Consider the following 21,760-nt stretch of genomic DNA (forward strand, 5'->3'; position numbering starts at 1 on the left):
GCAGATCACGCAGTCCATGTCATCATCGAGCGCCGAGGCCGCCCGTCCGGGCCGCCCCAGGGAGGTAGCCGTGTCCTGCAAGCCCCGAGACGTACGGGTGTGCCGGCGTGTCCTCGCCCTTGCGGACGACCTGTCCGGAGCGGCGGAGACAGCAGCGGCGCTGCGCGTGCGCAGCCGTATCGTGCTGGGCCCCACGCCGGTCGCCCTGCCCGCGGTGGGCGAGGCCGTCGTGGTGGATCTCGACTCACGGCAGCTTCCCGCGGCGGACGCCGCCCGTCTCGTGCGCGAGGCGCTGGCGGCCGTGCCCGCCGAGGGCACCCTGGTGCTGAAGAAGGCGGACTCACTGCTGCGGGGCAATGTCGCGGCGGAGGCGGCCGCCTACGCGGACGGTGCCGAGGGTGTCGTCATCGCCCCGGCCCTGCCGTCCGCCGGCAGGACGGTCCGCGGCGGGGTCGTCCATCTGGACGAAGTCCCGCTGCACGCGACGGACGCATGGCGTGCGGAGGGTACGGCGCCTCCGCCGTCGATCGGAGCGTTGCTCGACGGCCTGCGGACGGTCGTCGTGCCCCTCGACGACGTCCGGGGCGGCGCGCTCGCCACCGTCCTGCGCGACGCCCTTGCCGCGGGGTGCGTTCCGGTGTGCGACGCCGAGACGGACGGCGATCTGGACCTGATCGCCGAGGCGGCTCTGGCCTCCGGTCCGGGTGTGCGCCTCATGGGTTCGGGAGGCCTGGCCGCGGCGCTCGGCCGCATCCTGGACGCCCCCGGCGCTGGGCCGGCCGCACCCGCGCCCGTAGGCGGCCGTCCGCTCCTGGTCGTCGTCGGCACCGCCGAACCCTCCGCCGTTGCGCAGATCGCGCAACTCACCGAGCGCGGAGCCCGGCACATCCGGCTCCCGCTCGACATGCTCGAAGCCCCGGCTGCATCCGTCCCGTCCAGCCTCTTCGAGGCCGCTTCGGACACCGTCACCGTCCTGAGCATCGACAACACCCAGGGCATCAGGGCGGGTTCGGCACGGAACCTGGTGGCCGGACTGGCCCGCGCGACCGCCGTCCATGCGAACGGCCGCACGGGCGCGGCCCCCTCCGACCTCGTCCTGACCGGCGGCGAAACCGCACGCCGCGTACTCGACGCCCTCCGCGTCCCTCATCTGACACCCATCGGAGAGATCCACCACGGCGCCGTCCACTCGCTCACACCCGACGGACGCCATGTCGTCACCCGTCCCGGCAGCTTCGGCGACACCGGCTCACTGCTCCGGATCGCTGCCGCACTTCGACCGAACCTCCCACACCTCGTATCGCAAGGAGACCCCGTGGTGAACGCCACCCCGCCCGCCGGCAGCCGCCGTTCGCTCCCGCTCGTCGCGGTGACCATGGGCGACGGCGCGGGCATCGGCCCGGAGGTGATCGTGCCGGCGCTGCTGCACCCCGACACCGTCGCCCGCTGCCGCCCCGTCGTCGTCGGCGACGCCGAACGGCTGCGCCAGGCGGCGGCGATCCTGGGCATGGACTGCGAGATCGTGCCGGTGACGGCACCGGACGACGCCGAGTTCACGCCCGGCCGCGTCAACGTCATCGACCTGGGGCTGCTGCCCGCCGACCTGCCGTGGGGCGAGCTCTCCGCGGTGGCCGGCGAGGCCGCCTACCAGTACGTACGGGCCGCCGCGGAGCTCGCGCTCAGCGGAGCCGTGCACGGCATCTGCACCGCGCCGCTCAACAAGGAGGCGCTGCACGCCGCCGGGCACCTCTACCCCGGCCATACCGAGCTACTCGCCCATCTCACCGGAGTCGACGAGGTGTCGATGATGCTGTCGACGCCCAAGGTGAAGGTCATCCACGTCACCACCCACATCGGGCTGATCGACGCCGTGCGCCGCATCGAGCCCGGGCTCGTGGAGCGCACGGTGCGCCGCGGCCACGAGGCGATGGTGCGCGCGGGCGTGGCCGACCCGGTCATCGGGGTCTGCGGAATCAACCCGCACGCCGGCGAGAACGGCCTCTTCGGCTACGGCGAGGAGGAGGAGAAGATCGTCCCGGCCCTGGAGGTGCTGCGCGCCGACGGCATCGACGCACGCGGACCGCTCCCGGCGGACACCGCCTTCTTCCTCGCCGGCCGCGGCGACTACGACCTGATCGTCGCCATGTACCACGACCAGGGCCACGGCCCGGTCAAGGTGCTGGGCATCGAGGCCGGTGTCAATCTCACCGTCGGGCTGCCCGTCATCCGTACCTCCGTCGACCACGGCACGGCGTTCGACATCGCAGGCAAGGGAATTGCCGAGGCCGGTAGCATGGTCGAGGCCCTGCGCCAGGCGGCCGAGATGTCGTCCGTGCCGGTCAGCTGAGACGACACCGCTGCAGCCGCTCGCCCCTACGAAGGACTCCACGACCGATGTCCGCGAACGGATCACAGGCCCGGCGCGACCGAATCCTGCACCTGGCCACCACGACCGGCCTCACGAGTGTCGAGGAGCTGTCCCGGCTCTTCGGCGTCACGGCCTCCACCATCCGCCGTGATCTGGCGAAGCTGACCGCCGACGGCCGGCTCGCCCGTACCTACGGCGGCGCCATGGCGCTGACCGCCCACCCCGAGGCGTCGCTGAGGCAGCGCACCGGCGAGGCCTTCGAGGCCAAGCGGGCCATCGCACGCCGGGCGGCGGCCGAGGTGCGGGCGGGCGAGACCGTGCTCCTGGACGCGGGGTCCACCGTCGGGGCCCTCGCGCATGAGCTGCGCTCGGCGAAGGAGCTCACGGTCGCGACGACCGGTCTCACCGCTCTCCAGGAGCTCTCCGACGTCGAAACCGTTCATGTCGAATGCCTCGGCGGTACGCTGCGGCCGCTCAGCCAGGGCTTTGTCGGCCCGCTGACCGAGGCCGCACTGGAGCGCATGACGTTCGACCGGGTGTTCCTCGGCACCGACGGCATCTCGCCCGAACACGGCATCTGCGAGGCGGACCTTCGGCAGACCCGCCTCAAGGAGCTGATGGCCCGCCGGGCCGAGCATGTGTACGTCCTCGCCCATGCGGCGAAGCTCGGCCGCCGCCCGTTCCACGCCTGGGCGACGCTCCCGGAAGGCTGGACGCTCGTGACCGACGCCGGCGCGGACCCGGTGATCGTGGAGGCGCTGCGCCAGCGCGGCGTCGAGGTGGTCCTGGTCGAGGTGCCGGCGGCCGACTGACCCGGCTGACCGACCGCGCGAGCGGACCGACTGTGGGCTGACCACGCGGACTCACAGATGAAACGGGCCGGTTGTCCCCGGGGGAGCGAGGAACAACCGGCCCGTCGTAACAACAGCGCGCGCCGCCTACACCGCGGGTGCGTCCCCGAAGTCCGGTATCTCGAGGCGGTCACCGCCCTGCAGTGCAGACTGGTGGGCGATGATCCCCGGCAGCGTGTAGCGGGCCGCGACCCAGGCGTTCACGGGCGGCAGTGTCCGGGCGTTGACCGCGGTGACGAAGTCGTCGACCAGGAAGTGGTGGCTCCCCTCGTGGCCGTTCTTCATGTGGTCGAACTCCCTGGGCAGCCGCGCCCGGTCGTGCACGGGCGCCGAGCCCGAGGTGAAGGCGTCCCGCAGGGCCGGGGCGATGTGCTGGAGCGACGGGTCGTCCGGCGACATCGTCGGCTTGGGCTGGAGGTGTTCGGTGACGTCCGTGATCCCCTTCTTGTCCTGCCAGAGGCTGTACGTGGCGAGCTGCTCGAAGCTGCCGTCCGTGCCGAAGAAGCGGAACCGCGATTCGCGGATGTGGGACGGGTAGCCGACCCGGCGGAACTCGTTCGTGCGGAACGTTCCGCCGCCCGCGACCTCGAACAGGGCGGTGGCATTGGAGAAGTCGTTGCCGAACTGGCTGACCTCCTTGTCGAAGACGCCGTCTCCGCGCTCGTCCGGCACACCGATCGCCGACACGCTCACCGCATGCGTCTGCCAGGCGCCGAGCACCCCGCCCACGGAGTGCGTGGGGTAGAGGAGCGGCGGATAGCTGGCGGTGGCCTTCCAGTTCTCGCCGCCGCTGTACTGGTACGCCTCGTAGAAGCCCAGGTCCATGTCGTGGACGTAGTCGCCCTCGGCGTAGAAGAGCCGGCCGAAGGCGCCCTCCGCGATCTGGTCGCGGGCGTACACGGTGGCCGGGTTGTAGTGGCTGGTCTCGCCCATCATGTACGTCAGGCCGGTCTCGCGTACGGCATCGATGATCTCCGCGATCTCGTCCTGAGTGATCGCCATCGGCACCGCGGAGTAGACGTGCTTGCCGGCCCGCAGCGCCTGGATGACGAGGGGTCCGTGCGTCCAGCGCTGGGTGAAGATCGCGACCGCGTCAATGGCCTTGGACTCCAGCATTGCCGTGTACGACGGGCAGGTCCCCGCCAGCCCCTCGTCGGTGAAGAGTTGCTCGGCGCGCTCGGGGAGCAGATCCGTGACGAAGACGTCGCCGACGCCCGGATGCGCCTGGAACAGCTTGGCGAACTGGCCGGCGAACTGCCCGGCGCCGACGATGCCGAGGGAGAACGTCATGTGGTGGATGTCCTTCACTGGTTGAGGATGAAGTTGATCTGGTCGTTGGTCTCGTCGAGGCTGCTCACCGGCTTGCCGTTGCCGAAGACGTCCTCCATGGTGGGCTGCATGAGCGCGGTCACGTCCGCCGCGTAGTTGGTGATCGGGTAGGAGAAGGTCCGGAAGTCCTTCTTGTCGGCCACGGGTTCGGTGAAGGCCGTGACGTCGATGCCCTTCTTCTTGTACGCGGCGATGGCGGCCTCGGTGCCGCCCGGCGTGGCGGGGAAGACGACGCCGGCCTTGCCGACGACGGTCTGGCACTTGTCGGAAGCCAGGTAGGCCACCCACTTCCGGGCGCCCTCCTTGTTCTTGGCGCCCTTGGTGATGGAGTCGGCGAGGCCGTTCATCATGGTGGCGCGCTTGCCTGTCGGGCCGACGGGGGTGAGGGCCGTCTTGATGTCCATGCCCTTGAAGCCGTTGTAGGTGGAGATCATCCAGGCCCCGTCGAAGGCGCTGGCGGCCTTGCCGGCGGCGACCTGGGTGTTGGCCTGGTTGGACTGGACGTTGTAGTCGGAAAGGGGGGCCATGTAGCCCTTCTTCGCCAGGCCGAAGTACCAGTCGATGACGGTCTGGAAGGTCTTGCTGTCGTACTGGTACTTCGTGCCCCAGCGCGCCTTGTCCGTGTAGCTCCACCCGGCGGAGGCGGTGAAGTGGCTCCACTGCGTCTGGCCGTCGCCGTAGCCGCCGCCGTTGTTGGCCAGCCCGTACACCTTGACGTTGTTCTTGTCGAAGCCCGGCTCGTCGCCGCGCTTGCCGTTCTGGTCGACGGTGAGGTGGGCGATCGCCTTCTCGAAGGTTCCGCCGTCCTTGGGGTTCCAGGAAAGGTTGCCCAGCTGCTCAGCGGTGAGACCGGCGTCCTTCGCCAACTTCTCGTTGTAGAAGAGTGCGACGGTGTCCCAGTCTTTGGGGGTGCCGTAGCGGTGGCCGTCCTGGCCGATCCAGTTGGCGGCCAGTCCCGGCTGGTAGTCGGATTCCTTGATGTCCAGGTCGTCGAGTGGCTCCAGCACCTGGAGATCGGCGAACTGGCCGAACTTCTGGATGTGGTCGGTGAACACGTCCGGCTGGGTGCCCGCGATGAACCCGGCGGTGAGCTTGGTCCAGTAGTCGCTCCAGCCCAACTGGGTGATCTTTACCTTGAGCCCGGGGTTCTCCTTCTCGAACCCCTTGGCGCAGGCCTGGTAGGCGGGCAGCTGGTTGGCGTCCCACAACCAGTACGTCACCGTGTTCGCGGACGCTCCCGTGGAGTCGCCCTTCGCGCAGCCGGTCGCAAGGGACAGGGCCAGCGCTCCGGCAAGCGCGGTCAGCGTACGAAGTCGCATCTTCACGTCCCTCACTTGATTCCGGTGAAGCCGATGGAGCTGACGATGCGGCGAGCGAAGCAGGCGAAGAGCACCAGCATCGGGAGCGCGGCGATCAGCGTCGCCGCCATGAGCCCGGACCAGTCGACGCCGGTCGCCGGGGTCTGCGCCCGGAAGACCGCCAGCGCCACGGTCAGCACGCGCGAGCTGTCGCTGTAGGAGACCATCAGCGGCCAGAAGTAGTCGTTCCAGGAGGTGATGTATGTCAGTACGGACAGCGTGATGATCGGCGTGGACGCCATCGGCAGGATCACCCGGAAGAAGATCTTGACCTTTCCGGCCCCGTCGAGCAGCGCCGCCTCCTCGACCTCCCGGGGGATGTTCATGAAGAACTGCCGCAGGAAGAACACCGCGAACGGCGTCATGAAGAGGCTTGGCAGTGCGATCCCCAAGAGCGTGTCCACCAGGTGGAGCTGCTTGATGAGCACGAAGTTCGGCAGCAGCGTGAAGATGGTCGGCACCATCAGCCCGGCCAGGAACAGCCCGAACACCGTGTCCCTGCCGCGCCAGCGCAGCCGCGCGAAGGCGTACGCGGCCATCGCGGAGAAGAAGATCTGACAGCCGGTGATCAGCGTCGAGACGAGCACCGAGTTGAGCAGATAGCGCCAGAAGTCGAGCCCGCCGCCTGCGCCGCCCTGCGCTACCGCCTCCTCGGCCGACTGCAGACCGAGGGCCCGCTCGAAGCCGCTGGTGGTGAGATCGGCCGGCAACGGGTTGGTGGGATCGGCGCCCAGACCCGCGTTGGTGGAGAGCGCGGTGCGCAGGATCCAGTAGAAGGGCAGCAGGGTGATGAGGACGATCAGACCCATCCCGGTCCAGGCCGCGGCCCGCCCGAAGGAGAACCTGCGACGCTCCGGTCGTATCCCGGGCGCCCCGGTCGTAGTGGTTGTCACGGCAGCCATGTCGGTGTCTCCCTTCCGTCAGCCGAGGTCGCTCTGGCCGGCCCGGGTGAGCCGGTACTGAAGGACGGTGATCGCGCTCAGCACGACCAGCAGGGCGACGGACATCGCCGAGGCGTAGCCGAACTGGAAGCGGCCGAAGGCGGAGCCGTAGATGTAGTACTGGAGCACGTTGGTCGCGTTCGCCGGACCGCCTGCCGTGGTCACCGCCACGGTGTCGAACACCTGGAACGAACCGATCACGGTCATGATCAGCACCACGGCCAGCACCGGCCGCAGCAGCGGCATGGTGATCCGCCAGAACATCCGCCACTCGCTCGCGCCGTCGACCCTGGCCGCCTCGTACACGTCGTTCGGGATCGCCTGGAGACCGGCGAAGAGGAGCAGAGCGGTGTAGCCGACGTGCCGCCAGACGTTGATCAGGGCGATGGTGGGGATCGCCCAGGTCTCGTCGGCGAGGAAGGGGATGCGGTCGAAGCCGATGGCGGTGATGATCTCGTTGCCGATGCCGAGCTGGGTGTCGAGGATCCACAGCCAGACGAGGCCGGCGACGACGTTCGACATGAGGTAGGGGGTGAGGACGATGCCGCGCAGCAGGGACGACTGGGTCAGCCGCTGCAGTAGTACGGCGATGGCCAGGGCGGAGACCGTCTGCACACCGATGTTGATGACCACGTACTCGACCGTGACGCCCAACGAGCTCCAGAAGATGGGGTCGTTGACCATGCGTATGTAGTTGTCGAGGCCCACCCACTCGGCCGGGGTGAGCAGATTGAACCGGGTGAAGCTGAGCCAGATGCCCCGGATCGTGGGCCAGCACAGGAAGACCAGGAAGCCCAGCATCGCGGGTGCGATGAAGACGGCTGCGAGGGCGCCGTCACCGCGTGCGCGGGCCTTGGCCCCCTTGGTCGGCACCACGTGTTCGGCGCCGGTCAGAGGTAGGCGGGATGGTGGACTGCTGGAGGCGACGGTCATCGGGGGGCTCCCTCATCGGCGGCTCGTCCTCAGGCCATTTACTTTTGCGGCGGAAGAATTATCGCGTCAAGGGTCGTGCAGACATCTTCTGAAAGGACTAGACGCGACATAGAGTGGGGGTGTTACTTCTAGAGCGAAAGAAATCTTGGGGGAGTCTGACCTTCATGACCACACGTGTCGCCAGCTGGCTGCCGCTCAGCGCAGGGGAACGCGCGGTGGCGCTCGAGGTGCTCGTGCACGGCCCACTGTCCCGCACCGAGATCGCCCGGCGGCTCAGCCTCTCGGCGGGCAGCCTCACCAGGCTGACCAAACCGCTGATCGAGTCGGGCCTCCTCGTCGAGGTTCCCGAGAGTGCCGCGCTCGCCGAGGTCCGGCAGGGGCGCCCCTCGCAGCCCCTCGACATCGTCGCCGAGTCCCGCTCCTTCGTCGGCTTCAAGATCACCGAGGACATGGTGTACGGCGTCGTCACCACACTCAGGAGCGAGATCGTCACCCGGTACGACCGCCCGCTCACCACGCACGACCCGGGCGAGGTCGCCGATCAGCTGGGCGAGATGACTGCCGAGCTCGCCGACTCCCACCCCGGGCTCGCCGGCATCGGCATCGGCGTGGGCGGCCTCGTCCAGGACCGTGCCGTGGTCGGGGAGTCACCCTTCCTGTCGTGGCGGGACGTCCATTTGGCCGAACTCGTCGAGGAGCGCACCGGGCTGCCAGTGGTCGTCGAGAACGATGTCGCCGCCCTCGTCGAGGCCGAGACCTGGTTCGGTGCCGGCCGCGGCCTCGACCGTTTCGTCGTCCTCACCATCGGCGCCGGCATCGGCTACGGGCTCGTCCTCGGCGGCAAGCGGGTGCCCTGCGCCGAGGAGGACCGCGGCTTCGGCCGCCACTGGATCGTCAACCCCAACGGTCCGCTCACCCCTGACGGGGAACGCGGCAGCGCCGTCTCGCTGCTGACCATCCCCAGCATCCGCTACCAGATCCGGGCCGCCACCGGACGCGACCTGACGTACGAGGAGATCCTCGCCGCCGCCGGAGAGGAGCCCATGCCCGCCCGTGTCATCGACGAGGCGGCTCGCGCGCTGGGCACACTGGTGGCCCAGATCGCCAACTTCGCCATGCCGCAGAAGATCCTGCTCGCCGGAGAGGGCGTTGGCCTGATGGACGTGGCCGGAGAGCGGGTGAGGGAGACTATCCGCGCCCACCGCCACCCGCTCGCCGACCCGGTGCCCCTGGAGACGAAGGTGTCGGACTTCCACGACTGGGCGCGGGGGGCCGCGGTGCTGGCGATTCAGGTGCTGGTGCTGGGGTCGTACGACGGGTGACACGGGAAGGCGTAGTCGCGGACGGGCTCCCAGTGCCGGATTGCGCCTGCGGCGGCGGCGCGGGCCTGCGGCGGGCGCGATCGTGCGCGCGCTGCGGTCCTGGCGCCGCACGAGCCAACGGGCGCGGCGCGCATGGCGCGCACCTCCGCGGCCCGGGCATGAGTGCCCGTTCCAGTTGCCCCGCGACCGCTCACGCACCACATCCACGCGCGCCACAACACGCGTCCAGCTCGACGCGCTCATCGAGGCCGGCGACTCCCGGTATCGGCACGGTCCAGGCCAGGGCCACGGGCACGTCCGGGTCGCGCAGTGGACGCAGGCCCTGGCCGGGGGCTGCCGGCCGCGAAGTTTCGGCGCCAGGTGTAGCCGCCGCCCGGCCCCGATCCGGAGTGGTATAGTGCAATCGGTACTTGTGTTCGCCCATGTTGTGGCGCCGATGCCGTCTCTCTGAATCTCCGCTGCTGCGCCCGTCATTCCTGACCGGCGATCCAGCTTCTGCACATCACTGCGTCTGCACCGGCTTCGAGCTTTCCCAAGGGTCGTACGGGCCAGAGCGCCCGCCCGCGCACAGGTTGTCGACCGTACGCGAGTTGGCCGTACACGCGTGAGTTCCCCGCTGTACAGGCGTGAGTTCACCGCCCTCTCGCAGCCAGTCCTCCCCCTTCTCGCCATTCCCTGTCGATCTGTCCGTGTCCGCGAAAGGACTCACATGACCAGCACTCTCGAACAAACCCCTCCCCAAGCCCCCACGAGCGCCCCCGAGGCCTCCGGCGCCCCCGTCCGAATCGCCGGTGTCCTCGACATCGCCCACAACGGGCACGGTTTTCTGCGGGGCAAGGGCTGCCTGCCGGCCCCCGGCGACGCACAGGTGTCCTCCTCCCTGATCCGTCGGATGGGCCTTCGCAAGGGCGATGTCGTCGAAGGCGACGTCGCCGAGGGCGGCGGCCGCGGCCGCCAACGCTCACTCGGCTCCGTCGAGCGGGTCAACGGCCGCCCGCCCGAAGCCCTGCGCGCCCGGCCGCACTTCCGTGACCTCACCCCGCTGCACCCGCGAGAGCGGCTCCGCCTCGAAAGCGCCGCCGGGAGCCTGACAGGCCGGATCGTCGACCTCATCGCGCCCATCGGCAAGGGACAACGCGGCCTCATCGTGGCACCCCCGAAGACCGGCAAGACGGTACTGCTCCAACAACTCGCCGCCGCCATCGCCGAGAACCACCCCGAGTGCCATCTCATGGTGGTACTGCTCGACGAACGCCCCGAAGAAGTCACCGACATGCGCCGTTCGGTACGGGGCGAGGTGCTCGCCTCGACGTTCGACCGGTCCCCGAAGGAGCACATCGCCCTCGCCGAAATGGTGGTGGAGCGCGCCAAGCGCCTTGTCGAACAGGGGCAGGACGTCGTCATCCTGCTGGACTCCCTCACCCGTCTGTGCCGGGCCCACAACAACGCATCGGCGGGAGGCGGCCGCACGCTCAGCGGCGGCGTCGACGCTGCGGCACTCCACGGGCCCAAGCGCCTCTTCGGAGCGGCACGCATGGCCGAGGAGGGCGGCTCCCTGACCATCCTCGCCACGGCCCTCGTGGAGACCGGCTCCCGCGCCGACGACTACTTCTTCGAGGAGCTCAAGAGCACCGGCAACATGGAGCTCCGGCTGGACCGCGCAATCGCGGACAAGCGCATCTACCCGGCCGTCGACATCGCACCTTCGGGAACCCGACGTGAGGAACTCCTGCTCCCGACAGGCGAGTTGACAGCTGTACAAGGACTACGGCGCGCCCTGCAGACCCGCGATGGTCAGGCGGCACTGGAGACGCTGATGGACAGGATCCGGCACACCCCGGACAACGCCGCCTTCATCCGCCAGGTCCACCACACCGTCCCGGGCGCCTGAACAGACAAGAGGCGGGACCTGGTTCCCTGCCCGTCAGGACCGGACCAGCAGCTGGAACTCGAACGCGTAGCGCGAGGCGCGGTAGATGTGGGTGCCGTACTCGACGATACGGCCTGTGGAGTCGTAAGCCGTGCGCTGCATCGTGAGCAGGGCGGCCCCCTCGGTCTCCTCGAGACGCTCGGCCTCCTCGACGGTGGCGCAACGCGCGCCTATGGACTGCCGGGCACTGTGCAGGGTGATTCCGGCCGAACGCATCATGCGGTAGAGACCGGTCGCCTCCAGCTTGGCGGTGTCGAGCTGCAGCAGGCCTGCCGGGAGGAAGTTGCAGAGGAACGCCATGGGCTGGCCATGGGTCAAACGCAGCCGTTCGAGGACGATGACGTCGCTCCCCTCGGCGATGCCGAGGGCCGCCGCGACCTCGGCGGACGCCGGCTGCACCTCGTTGCGCAGTACGCGCGTGGCGGGGCTCTGCCCCGCGGCTTCCAGGTCGTCGTAGAGGCTGCTCAGCTCCAGGGGTCGCTTGACCTGGCTGTGCACCACCTGGGTGCCGACACCCCGGCGGCGTACGAGCAGTCCCTTGTCGACCAGGGACTGGATGGCCTGCCGGACCGTGGGCCGGGAGAGGCCGAGCCTGCCGGCGAGTTCGATCTCGTTGCCCAGCAGGCTGCCGGGGGCCAGCGCGCCGTGCTCGATCGCCGACTCCAGCTGCTGGGCGAGCTGGTAGTAGAGCGGCACCGGGCTTGCGCGGTCCAGTGCGAAATCGAGGGAGGAGGAGGGCGCGGAAGTGGTCACGAGGGGAGGTTATCCGTCCGTCGGAGCGACAGGAAGCCCTGTCAGGCGATTTGTCCGGACAATATGCATCCGTCGGGGTGCCGGGGCGGCTGTGTGCGCCGCCCGGCACCGCCACGGCCTCAGGAGTGGCTGGGGAAGCCGAGGTTGATGCCGCCGTCGGAGGGGTCCGGCCAGCGGGTGGTGATCACCTTGCCCTGGGTGTAGAAGGCGATGCCGTCGTTGCCGTAGATGTGGTGGTCGCCGAAGAGCGAGTCCTTCCAGCCGCCGAAGGAGTGGTAGCCGACCGGCACCGGGATGGGGACGTTGACACCGACCATGCCGGCCTGGACCTCGAGCTGGAAGCGGCGGGCGGCGCCGCCGTCCCGCGTGAAGATCGCGGTGCCGTTGCCCCAGCGGGAGCTGTTGATCAGCTTGATCGCGTCGTCGTAGGTCTCGGCCCGTACGACGCACAGGACCGGACCGAAGATCTCGTCCCGGTACGCGTCCGCGGTGACCGGCACCCTGTCCAGGAGTGAGACGCCGAGGAAGAACCCGTCCTCGTGGTCCTCTACGCGCAAGCCGGTGCCGTCGACGACGACCTCGGCACCCTGCTCGGCCGCGGACGTGACGTACGAGGCCACCTTGTCGCGGTGCTCGCGGGTGATCAGCGGGCCCATCTCGCTCGACGGATCCGTGCCGGGGCCGATCGTCAGCGCCTTCGCGCGCTCGGCGATCTTCCCGACGAGCTCGTCGCCGGTGTCGCCTACCGCGACCACGACCGACACGGCCATGCAGCGCTCACCGGCCGAGCCGTAGGCGGCGTTGATGGCCTGGTCGGCGGCGAAGTCGAGGTCGGCGTCCGGCAGCACCAGCATGTGGTTCTTGGCGCCGCCAAGCGCCTGGACGCGCTTGCCGTGTTCGACGGCCTTGAGCTGGATGTACTTCGCGATCGGCGTCGAGCCGACGAACGAGACGGCAGCGACGTCCGGGTGCTCGAGGAGCCGGTCCACGGCCACCTTGTCGCCCTGGACGATGTTGAGCACACCGTCCGGCAGCCCGGCCTGGGAGGCCAGCTCCGCCAGCAGATACGAGGCCGAGGGGTCCTTCTCGCTCGGCTTGAGGACGAAGGTGTTGCCGCAGGCGATCGCGATGGGGAACATCCACATCGGCACCATCGCCGGGAAGTTGAACGGCGTGATGCCCGCCACCACGCCCAGCGGCTGGCGGATGGAGGCGACGTCGACCCGGGTGGAGACCTGGGTCGACAGCTCGCCCTTCAGCTTCTCCGGGATGGCGCAGGCCAGCTCCACTATCTCCATGCCGCGCGCGACCTCGCCGAGCGCGTCCGAGTGCACCTTGCCGTGCTCGGCGGTGATCAGCGCGGCGATCTCGTCGCGGTGCGCATCCAGGAGCTCGCGGTACTTGAAGAGGAAGGCGGTGCGCTTGGCGAGGGAGGCCGTGCCCCAGCTCTCGAACGCGGCCTTGGCGTTGGCGACGGCGGCGTCCACCTCGTCGACCGTGGCGAAGGCGATCTGCTTCTCCTGGGCGCCGGTGGCCGGGTTGAACACCGGGCCGAAGCGGCCGGACGTGCCCTCGACGGGCTTCCCGCCGATCCAGTGGTTGATGGTCTTCATGTTCTTGCGGGGCCTTTCGTGGGGCGGGAGGGTCGGGGGTCCGAGGGCGGCCAGGCCTTGTGGTGCCGGGTCCGATGGCGCAGGTCGGGCGAAGTCAGCTGCGGTTCGGCAGCGCCCCGAAGGGGCGCGGGGCTGTATCGATATGCGGCTCCGCCGCGTGGGCGCGACCAGCCACACCGGTGCCGCAGACGACCGACGGCACATCGCGGCACTACCTGCGGAGCTAAAGGTGGCGGCGGATGTCGGCTGCGTGCTGGTCGTAGGTCTTGCGGGCTTCGACGGCCGCCTCGCGGGATGCGACCTCGGCGACCGGCACGTCCCACCACGCCTCGGCGCCGGGTGCGTTGGGATTGCTGGTGTCGGTCTCGACGTAGACGCAGGTCGGCCGGTCCGATCCGCGGGCCGCGGTCAGAGCCTCGCGCAGCTCGCCCACCGTCTTGGCGCGGATGACGTCCATGCCGAGGCTGGCTGCGTTGGCGGCCAGGTCGACGGGCAGCGGATCGCCGGTGAAGGTGCCGTCGGCGGCCCGGTAGCGGTAGGCGGTGGCGAAGCGCTCGCCGCCGGTTGCCTCGGACAGCCCGCCGATGGAGGCGTAGCCGTGGTTCTGGATGAGGACCAAGTTGACCGGCAGGCCCTCCTGCACGGCGGTCACGATCTCGGTGGGCATCATCAGGTACGTGCCGTCGCCGACCAGCGACCAGACGGGGGTGTCCGGCGCGGCGAGCTGGACGCCGATGCCGCCGGGGATCTCGTAGCCCATGCAGGAGTAGCCGTACTCCAGGTGGTACTGGCGGGGTGAGCGGGCGCGCCACAGTTTGTGGAGGTCGCCCGGGAGCGAGCCGGCGGCGTTGATGACCACGTCGTCGTCGCCGACCACGGAGTCGAGGACGCCGAGCACCTGCGTCTGGTTCGGTACGGCGGTGTCGTCGTCGGCCCGGTAGGCGGCGTCCACGACACGCTCCCAGCGCTCCTTGCCGGCGGCGTACTCGGCCTCGTACGACGCGTGCACGCGGTACCCGGCCAGCGCGTCGGAGAGCGCTTCCAGCGCGGCGCGGGCGTCGGCGACGACGGTCGTCGCGGCCAGCTTGTGGGCGTCGAAGGGCGTGATGTTGAGGTTGAGGAAGCGAACCCCCGGCTCGGCGAAGAGCGTGTTCGAGGCGGTGGTGAAGTCCGTGTACCGGGTGCCGACGCCGATGACCAGGTCGGCGGTGCGGGCGATGTCGTCGCAGACCGCGGTGCCGGTGTGGCCGATGCCGCCGAGGTCGCCGGGGTGGTCGTGGCGCAGCGATCCCTTGCCGGCCTGGGTGGAGGCGACGGGAATGCCGGTGGCGTCCACCAGTGCCTTCAGGGCGCCCTCGGCCTCGCTGTGGTGCACTCCGCCGCCCGCGATGATCAGTGGCCGCCGCGCGCCCCGTACGAGTTCGGCCGCGGCGGCGATCTCCGCGGGGTCGGCGGCGGGGCGGCGGACGTGCCAGACGCGGTCGGCGAAGAACTCCTCCGGCCAGTCCCAGGCCTCGGCCTGGACGTCCTGCGGCAGGGCGAGCGTGACGGCGCCCGTCTCGGCGGGGTCGGCGAGCACCCGCATGGCGTTCAGCGCGGACGGGATCAGCGCCTCGGGCCGGTTGATCCGGTCGAAGTAGCGGGAGACCGGCCGCAGCGCGTCGTTGACCGAGATGTCCGCCGACACGGGGTGCTCGAGCTGCTGGAGCAGCGGGTCCGCGGTGCGCGTGGCGAAGTAGTCGCCGGGCAGCAGCAGGACGGGCAGGCGGTTGACGGTGGCGAGGGCGGCACCCGTGACCAGGTTGGTGGCGCCGGGGCCGATGGAGGTCGTGACGGCCTGCGCGGAGAGCCGGTTCAGCTGACGGGCGTAGCCGACGGCGGCGTGCACCATGGACTGCTCGTTGCGGCCCTGGTGGAACGGCATGGCCTCCTCGCCGGCCTCGAGCAGCGCCTGGCCGAGCCCGGCGACGTTGCCGTGGCCGAAGATCCCCCAGGTGCCGGCGATCAGCCGGCGCCGGACGCCGTCGCGCTCGGTGTACTGCGCGGACAGGAACCGCACCAGCGCCTGGGCGACGGTCAGGCGACACACTGGCTGGCTCGGGTGGCTCATCGGGACCTCACTGGCTCTCGGAACGAACGGGGGACGGGGCGGAGTACAGGGGCAGGCGCGGGTCGACGGGCTGGTCCTCCCAACTGCCTCGGATCCAGGCGTGGTCCGGGTGGTCGCAGATCAGCCAGTCGCGCTCGGCGCCGGGGCCCGCCATGACGTTGAGGTAGTACATGTCGTGGCCGGGCATGGCCATGGAGGGCCCGTGCCAGCCGTCCGGGATGAGGACGACGTCGCCGCCGCGCACCTCGGCCAGTACGTCGGTGCCCTGGCCGCGGCCGGACGGGGAGACGCGCTGGTAGCCGAGGCCGGGGGTGCCGTCGTGGTCGGCGATCTCGAAGTAGTAGATCTCCTCGAGTTCGGACTCCTCGCCCGGGCGGTGCTCGTCGTGCTTGTGCGGCGGGAAGGAAGACCAGTTGCCGCCTGGCGTGATCACCTCTACGGCGATCAGCTTGTCGCACTCGAAACCGTATCCATCATCGCCTCCGGCGGGGGCCGCAGCACCGAAGTTGTTGACCTGGCGGCTGCAGTTGCCGGTTCCGCGCAGTTCGACGGGCACGGCGGAGGCCGGGCCGTAGCGGGCGGGCAGACGGCGGGTGCAGCGGGCGCCGGTCAGGGCGAACCGCCCGCCCGCGCCGGATGCAAGGGTCGCGTGGCTGTCGCGCGGTACGTACACGAAGTCGGTGACGCCGCTGAACACGCTCTCGCGACCGTGCAGTTCAAAGCTCTCGCCCTCGCAGACCACGGTGCAGCCGCCGACGAGCGGGAGCACGATCCACTCGCTGTCCTCGGTGGCGAAGGTGTGCGAGCCGCCAGGGGGCAGTTCGAGGATGCGCAGGCTGGAGTAGCCCCAGCCGGCCGTCTCGGGGCTGATGTCCACGGTGTACGGGCCGCCCGTGGCCTTCCCCGTGGGCAGGTGGTACTGCCGGTGCTGCGCGGCGGTCATGATGTGGCTCCTCCGGGTGCGTTCACTACGGCTATGCGTTCACGACGGGCGATCGGTTCACAACAGGCGATGGATTCTCCACCGGCGATCGCTTCACAGCAGGCCAACGGCGGTGTCCACCGCGGACTCCACACTGCCTTCGGCCGGGTAGAGCAGCGACCGGCCGACGACCAGCCCCTGGACGGTGGGCTGCCGCAGCGCCTTGCGCCACTTCTCGTACGCGCCCTCCTGGTCCCTGCCCACTTCGCCGCCGAGAAGCACGACGGGCAACGTCGAGGTCTCCAGCACCTGGGCCATCTCGTCGGCGTTCTCGGTGACGGGCAGTTTCAGCCATGTGTAGGCGGAGGTGCCCGCCAGGCCCGAGGCGATGGCGATGGACCGGGTGACGGCCTCGGCGCTCAGATCGTTGCGTACCGCTCCGTCGACGCGGCGCGAGATGAACGGCTCCACGAAGACGGGCAGCCGAAGCGCGGCCATGTCGTCTATGGCGCGGGCGGTGGACTGCAGGGTGGTGAGGGAGCCCGGGTCGTCGTAGTCGATGCGCAGCAGGAGCTTCCCCGCGTCGAAGCGGAACCGCTGGATGTCCTGGGGGCGGTGTCCGGTGAAGCGGTCGTCCATCTCGAACGAGGCCCCGGCCAGACCGCCGCGGTTCAGCGAGCCCATGACGATCTTGTTGTCCAGGACGCCCAGGAGCAGCAGGTCCTCAAGGATGTCGGCGGTCGCGAGGACGCCGTCGACGCCGGGCCGGGACAGCGCGATGCAGAGCCGTTCCAGCAGGTCGGCCCGGTTTGCCATGGCCAGGCGCCGGTCGCCGACACCGAGCGCGCCGCGCGCCGGATGGTCGGCGGCCACGATCATGAGGCGGCCGCTCTCCCCGATCAGGGGGCGGCGGGTGCGATGGGCTGCCGCTTCGGCGATCGCCTCCGGCTGCCGGGCCCGCATCGTGACGATGTCGGGGATGCTGATGGCCAAGGGATGCTCCCTTTCTTCAGTCGGTGGAGGTCAGCCGCGCGCGATGAGTTGCTCGACCTCGGCGGAGGTCGGCATCGCGGAGGAGCAGGCGAGGCGGGAGGCGACGATGGCGCCTGCGGCGTTGGCGTGGCGCATCACCTTCTCCAGCTCCCAGCCGGCGAGCAGACCGTGGCACAGGGAACCGCCGAAGGCGTCGCCCGCGCCGAGGCCGTTGACGACCTCGACGGGCACGGGTGGGACCTCCGCCGTCGTGCCGTCGCGGTGCACGGCGAGCACGCCCTTGGGGCCCTGCTTGACGACGGCGAGTTCCACGCCGGCGTCCAGCAATGCCTGGGCGCACGCACGCGGTTCGCGTACGCCGGTGGCGACCTCGCACTCGTCGAGGTTGCCGACGGCAACGGTGACGTGGCGCAGCGCCTCGGCGTAGTGGGGTCGGGCCTCGTCGGGATTGCGCCAGAACATCGGGCGCCAGTCGAGGTCGAAGACGGTGATACCGGACTTGGCGCGGGCCTCGAGCGCGGCAAGGGTGGCGGAGCGGCTGGGCTCCTCGCTCAGTCCGGTGCCGGTGATCCAGAAGATTCGGGCGGCGCGGATGGCGTCGAGGTCGAGCTCTTCGGTCCTGATCTCCAGGTCGGGGGCCTTGGGCTGCCGGTAGAAGTACAGCGGGAAGTCGTCCGGCGGGAAGATCTCGCAGAAGGTGACCGGCGTCGGGTATGCGTCGACCGGGGTGACCCAGCGGTCGTCGACGCCGAACTCCTTGAGCGCCTGGTGGACGTATGTGCCGAAGGGGTCCCGGCCGGTGCGGCTGATCACCGCGGTGGAGCGGCCCCGGCGCGCGGCGGCCACCGCCACGTTGGTCGCCGAACCGCCGAGGAATTTTCCGAAGGTCTCAACCTCTGGTAGGGGAACACCCGTCTGCAAGGGGTAGATATCAACGCCGATGCGGCCCATGGTGATCAGATCAAACGGCTCGAACGATTCAGCCATGCGCGACGCTCCTAGGAGGGGGGTACAGGTGTCCGGGGCAACCCGGCACTGCCAGGGCATAGCCCGTGGCGTCTCATAGGTGTAGGTCTCACAGCGAGCAGGTGTCAATAGTTTGTTCTGACATTCGAACCTGAACGTGAAATGATGTCTTAACAAAGTATTGACAGTGGGGCGCACCACGGGCTTGTATCCCATCCCAGCGAAACAGCCGCGTCATCGGTACGAACGACCCGGGCCTCCCAGCCCAGGCCGCTACCCCCCAACCCCCTCTGTCACACAGTGAGGTGCCGGAAGATGGACCGCACGTCCCGCCGCCGTCCCCGTAGATACGCCGCAATCGCCGCCGCAACCGCGGCTGCAGCGCTCCTCGCCGCAGGGTGCTCCAGCAGCTCCGGCGGCAAGCAGGCCGAGGAGGACAGCGGGACCGCCTCGGCAGGCAAGGCCAGCACTCCCCGTATGACGGTCGCGCTGGTCACCCACCAGGCCCCCGGCGACACGTTCTGGGACATCGTCCGCAAGGGCGCCGAGGCCGCCGCCGCCAAGGACAACGTCAAGCTGATCTACTCCGGTGACCCGAACGCCGGCACCCAGGCCAACCTGGTCCAGAACGCGATCGACCAGAAGGTCGACGGCATCGCGGTCACCCTCGCCAAGCCGGACGCCATGAAGGACGTCGTGGCCAAGGCGACGAAGGCGGGCATACCCGTGGTCGGCCTCAACTCCGGCGTGGACGACTGGAAGTCCCTGGGCCTGATGGAGTACTTCGGCCAGGACGAGGGCGTCGCCGGTGAGGCACTCGGCAACAAGCTCAACGAGACGGGGGCGAAGAACGCCGTCTGTGTGATCCAGGAGCAGGGCCACGTCGGCCTTGAGGCGCGCTGCGCGGGTGTGAAGAAGACCTTCAAGGGCAAGACGGAGAACCTCTACGTCAACGGCACCGACATGCCGTCCGTGAAGTCGACGATCACGGCCAAGCTCAAGCAGGACAGCTCCATCGACCAGGTCGTCACGCTCGGTGCTCCGTTCGCGCTGACGGCGGTGCAGTCGGTTTCCGACGCGGGCAGCGAGGCCAAGGTCGCCACCTTCGACCTCAACAAGCAGCTGACCAGTGCCATCAAGGACGGCGACATCGAGTTCGCCGTGGACCAGCAGCCCTATCTGCAGGGTTACCTGGCGGTCGACTCGCTGTGGCTCTACAAGAACAACGGCAACTACATGGGCGGCGGCGAGGCCCCAGTGCTGACCGGTCCGGCGTTCGTCGACAAGAGCAACGTCGACACCGTCGCCGAGTTCGCCGCGAAGGGCACCCGGTGATGACGATGACCCAAGCAACGGCACCGGCGACGAGTCCCTCGTCGCCGGCCTCGCCGGCCGCCCCCAAGGACGGCCGCACCGCCCAGCGGTCCCTGGGGCGCAGGCTGCTGGCCCGCCCCGAGGTCGGCGCGCTGATCGCCGCCGTCGGCGTCTACCTCTTCTTCTTCGCCGCCGCCCCCTCCTTCCGCGAGACGAGCGCCCTGTCCACCGTGCTCTACCAGGCGTCGGTGATGGGCATCATGGCGCTGCCGGTGGCCCTGCTGATGATCGGCGGCGAGTTCGACCTGTCGGCCGGTGTCGCGGTCACCACCTCCGCACTCACCGCGGCCATCCTCAGCTTCCAGCTGTCGCTGAACGTGTGGACCGGCGTGATCGTCGCGCTGGTCTTCTCCCTCGCCGTCGGCGCGTTCAACGGCTTCCTGCTGATCAAGACCGGGCTGCCCAGCTTCCTGGTGACACTGGGCTCCTTCCTGATCCTGCAGGGCGCCAACCTGGCCGTCACCAAGATCTTCACCGGCAACGTCGCCAGCGACTCCATCAGCGACATGGACGGCTTCGACCAGGCCAAGAACATCTTCGCGTCCGAGTTCAGCATCGGCGGCGTCAACTTCAAGATCACCATCGTCTACTGGCTTGTCTTCGCCGCCATCGCGACCTGGCTGCTGCTGCGCACCAAGTTCGGCAACTGGATCTTCGCGGTCGGCGGCAACAAGGACAGCGCCCGCGCGGTCGGCGTCCCCGTCGACCTCACCAAGATCGCCCTGTTCATGGGCGTCGGCGCCGGCGCCTGGTTCGTCGGCATGCACCTGCTGTTCTCGTTCAACACCGTGCAGTCCGGCGAGGGCGTCGGCAACGAGTTCTTGTACATCATCGCCGCGGTCATCGGCGGCTGTCTGCTCACCGGCGGCTACGGCTCCGCCATCGGCCCCGTCATCGGCGCCTTCATCTTCGGCATGGTCTCCCAGGGCATCGTCTACGCCAACTGGAACCCCGACTGGTTCAAGGCCTTCCTCGGCGTGATGCTCCTCGTCGCCGCCCTCGTCAATCTGTGGGTCCGCCGCCAGGCGACCCGGAGGTGATCCGATCCCATGACAACCACCAACGGAGCCACACCCACCGGCGCCGTCCTCAAGGACAGCGCCCCGCAGGACGACACGCCCGTCGTCGAACTGCGCGGCGCCGGCAAGTCCTACGGCAACATCCGCGCCCTGCACGGCGTCGACCTCGCCGTCCACCCCGGCCAGGTCACCTGCGTCCTGGGCGACAACGGCGCCGGCAAATCCACCCTCATCAAAATCATCTCCGGACTGCACCAGCACACCGAAGGCGACTTCCTCGTCGACGGCCGGCCCGTGCGCTTCACCACCCCCCGCGAAGCCCTCGACAAAGGCATCGCCACCGTCTACCAGGACCTCGCCACCGTCCCCCTGATGCCGGTCTGGCGGAACTTCTTCCTCGGCTCCGAGATGACCAAGGGCCCCTGGCCCGTCCGCCGCCTCGACATCGAGAAGATGAAGAAGACCGCGGACGAGGAACTCCGCAACATGGGCATCGTCCTGGACGACCTCGACCAGCCCATCGGCACCCTCTCCGGCGGCCAGCGCCAGTGCGTCGCCATCGCCCGCGCCGTCTACTTCGGCGCCCGCGTCCTCATCCTCGACGAGCCCACCGCCGCCCTCGGCGTCAAACAGTCCGGCGTCGTGCTGAAGTACATCGCCGCCGCCCGCGACCGCGGCCTCGGCGTCATCTTCATCACCCACAACCCCCACCACGCCTATATGGTCGGCGACCACTTCTCCGTACTACGCCTGGGCACCCTCGAACTGTCCGCCGCCCGCAGCGATATCGCCCTCGAAGAACTCACCAACCACATGGCCGGCGGAGCCGAACTCGCCGCACTCAAACACGAACTGGCACAGGTCCGCGGCGTCGACGTCGAGGAACTGCCGGAAGAATCGGACCTCCAGGTACCGACCCCCGCAGCCGGAGGCACGACAGCCTCCGAGGCGTCCCGCTGAGCCCCTCCCCTCCCCCGC

The 21,760-nt window shown here is 69.5% G+C and carries 17 protein-coding genes; 7 read left to right on the plus strand and 10 right to left on the minus strand.

All coding sequences use genetic code 11. The annotated features are described in order from the left end of the window. The first annotated feature begins 70 nt into the window (after positions 1-70). Together pdxA and ACSMXV_RS03575 are read left to right on the plus strand one after the other, a co-directional pair. Positions 71-2,347 carry a 4-hydroxythreonine-4-phosphate dehydrogenase PdxA gene (gene pdxA, locus ACSMXV_RS03570; protein WP_473176236.1) on the plus strand — a complete coding sequence of 759 codons (2,277 nt, stop codon included), beginning with the start codon at positions 71-73 and terminating at the stop codon, positions 2,345-2,347. 47 nt (positions 2,348-2,394) lie between these two features. Then, the gene (locus tag ACSMXV_RS03575) at positions 2,395-3,180 is read left to right on the plus strand and encodes a DeoR/GlpR family DNA-binding transcription regulator (RefSeq protein WP_473176237.1); all 786 of its coding nucleotides are present in this window, start codon (positions 2,395-2,397) and stop codon (positions 3,178-3,180) included. Positions 3,181-3,306: 126 nt separating this feature from the next. Here ACSMXV_RS03575 and ACSMXV_RS03580 read toward each other — a convergent pair whose 3' ends face one another. The 4 genes from ACSMXV_RS03580 to ACSMXV_RS03595 are packed head-to-tail and all read right to left on the minus strand — an operon-like array spanning position 3,307 to position 7,780. Continuing rightward, a complete protein-coding gene (locus ACSMXV_RS03580; protein ID WP_473176238.1) occupies positions 3,307-4,509 on the minus strand; it encodes a Gfo/Idh/MocA family protein in 1,203 nt (400 codons plus the stop codon). 14 nt (positions 4,510-4,523) lie between these two features. Beyond that, entirely contained in the window at positions 4,524-5,867 is a 1,344-nt protein-coding gene (locus ACSMXV_RS03585; protein ID WP_473176239.1) for an ABC transporter substrate-binding protein, read from the minus strand. Positions 5,868-5,878: 11 nt separating this feature from the next. After that, positions 5,879-6,808 carry a carbohydrate ABC transporter permease gene (locus tag ACSMXV_RS03590; RefSeq protein WP_473176240.1) on the minus strand — a complete coding sequence of 310 codons (930 nt, stop codon included), beginning with the start codon at positions 6,806-6,808 and terminating at the stop codon, positions 5,879-5,881. A gap of 18 nt (positions 6,809-6,826) precedes the next feature. Beyond that, positions 6,827-7,780 carry a carbohydrate ABC transporter permease gene (locus ACSMXV_RS03595; protein ID WP_473176241.1) on the minus strand — a complete coding sequence of 318 codons (954 nt, stop codon included), beginning with the start codon at positions 7,778-7,780 and terminating at the stop codon, positions 6,827-6,829. Between the two features lie 164 nt (positions 7,781-7,944). Here ACSMXV_RS03595 and ACSMXV_RS03600 point away from each other — a divergent pair, with 164 nt between their 5' ends. Next, the gene (locus tag ACSMXV_RS03600) at positions 7,945-9,102 is read left to right on the plus strand and encodes an ROK family protein (RefSeq protein ID WP_473176242.1); all 1,158 of its coding nucleotides are present in this window, start codon (positions 7,945-7,947) and stop codon (positions 9,100-9,102) included. Between the two features lie 709 nt (positions 9,103-9,811). Then, entirely contained in the window at positions 9,812-10,993 is a 1,182-nt protein-coding gene (rho, locus tag ACSMXV_RS03605; protein WP_473176243.1) for a transcription termination factor Rho, read from the plus strand. A gap of 33 nt (positions 10,994-11,026) precedes the next feature. Here the strand turns inward: rho and ACSMXV_RS03610 are convergent, their stop codons facing one another. The 6 genes from ACSMXV_RS03610 to iolC form a co-directional block, all read right to left on the minus strand. After that, entirely contained in the window at positions 11,027-11,785 is a 759-nt protein-coding gene (locus ACSMXV_RS03610; protein WP_473176244.1) for a GntR family transcriptional regulator, read from the minus strand. 119 nt (positions 11,786-11,904) lie between these two features. Beyond that, a complete protein-coding gene (locus ACSMXV_RS03615) occupies positions 11,905-13,398 on the minus strand; it encodes a CoA-acylating methylmalonate-semialdehyde dehydrogenase (RefSeq protein ID WP_473176245.1) in 1,494 nt (497 codons plus the stop codon). A gap of 223 nt (positions 13,399-13,621) precedes the next feature. Further along, positions 13,622-15,508, minus strand: coding sequence for a 3D-(3,5/4)-trihydroxycyclohexane-1,2-dione acylhydrolase (decyclizing) (gene iolD / locus ACSMXV_RS03620; RefSeq protein ID WP_473176246.1), 1,887 nt, complete (start codon positions 15,506-15,508; stop codon positions 13,622-13,624). Positions 15,509-15,515: 7 nt separating this feature from the next. Then, entirely contained in the window at positions 15,516-16,451 is a 936-nt protein-coding gene (gene iolB, locus ACSMXV_RS03625) for a 5-deoxy-glucuronate isomerase (protein ID WP_473176247.1), read from the minus strand. Positions 16,452-16,544: 93 nt separating this feature from the next. Beyond that, complete coding sequence (locus ACSMXV_RS03630) at positions 16,545-17,423, minus strand: Cgl0159 family (beta/alpha)8-fold protein (RefSeq protein WP_473176248.1); 879 nt, start codon at positions 17,421-17,423, stop codon at positions 16,545-16,547. A gap of 30 nt (positions 17,424-17,453) precedes the next feature. After that, a complete protein-coding gene (gene iolC / locus ACSMXV_RS03635; RefSeq protein ID WP_473176249.1) occupies positions 17,454-18,410 on the minus strand; it encodes a 5-dehydro-2-deoxygluconokinase in 957 nt (318 codons plus the stop codon). Positions 18,411-18,704: 294 nt separating this feature from the next. Here iolC and ACSMXV_RS03640 point away from each other — a divergent pair, with 294 nt between their 5' ends. Genes ACSMXV_RS03640 through ACSMXV_RS03650 form a run of 3 tightly spaced genes read left to right on the plus strand, consistent with a single transcriptional unit; the run spans position 18,705 to position 21,742 of the window. Further along, positions 18,705-19,724, plus strand: a complete 1,020-nt coding sequence (locus ACSMXV_RS03640) for a sugar ABC transporter substrate-binding protein (RefSeq protein ID WP_473176250.1) — start codon at positions 18,705-18,707, stop codon at positions 19,722-19,724. Between the two features lie 5 nt (positions 19,725-19,729). Beyond that, positions 19,730-20,803 (plus strand): ABC transporter permease, encoded by a 1,074-nt coding sequence (locus ACSMXV_RS03645; protein WP_473176251.1) that lies wholly within the window; start codon positions 19,730-19,732, stop codon positions 20,801-20,803. A 9-nt stretch (positions 20,804-20,812) separates the two neighbouring features. Continuing rightward, a complete protein-coding gene (locus tag ACSMXV_RS03650) occupies positions 20,813-21,742 on the plus strand; it encodes an ATP-binding cassette domain-containing protein (protein ID WP_473176252.1) in 930 nt (309 codons plus the stop codon). The last annotated feature ends 18 nt before the right edge of the window (positions 21,743-21,760 follow it).

The sequence above is a fragment of the Streptomyces sp. DSM 42067 genome (assembly GCF_055792885.1).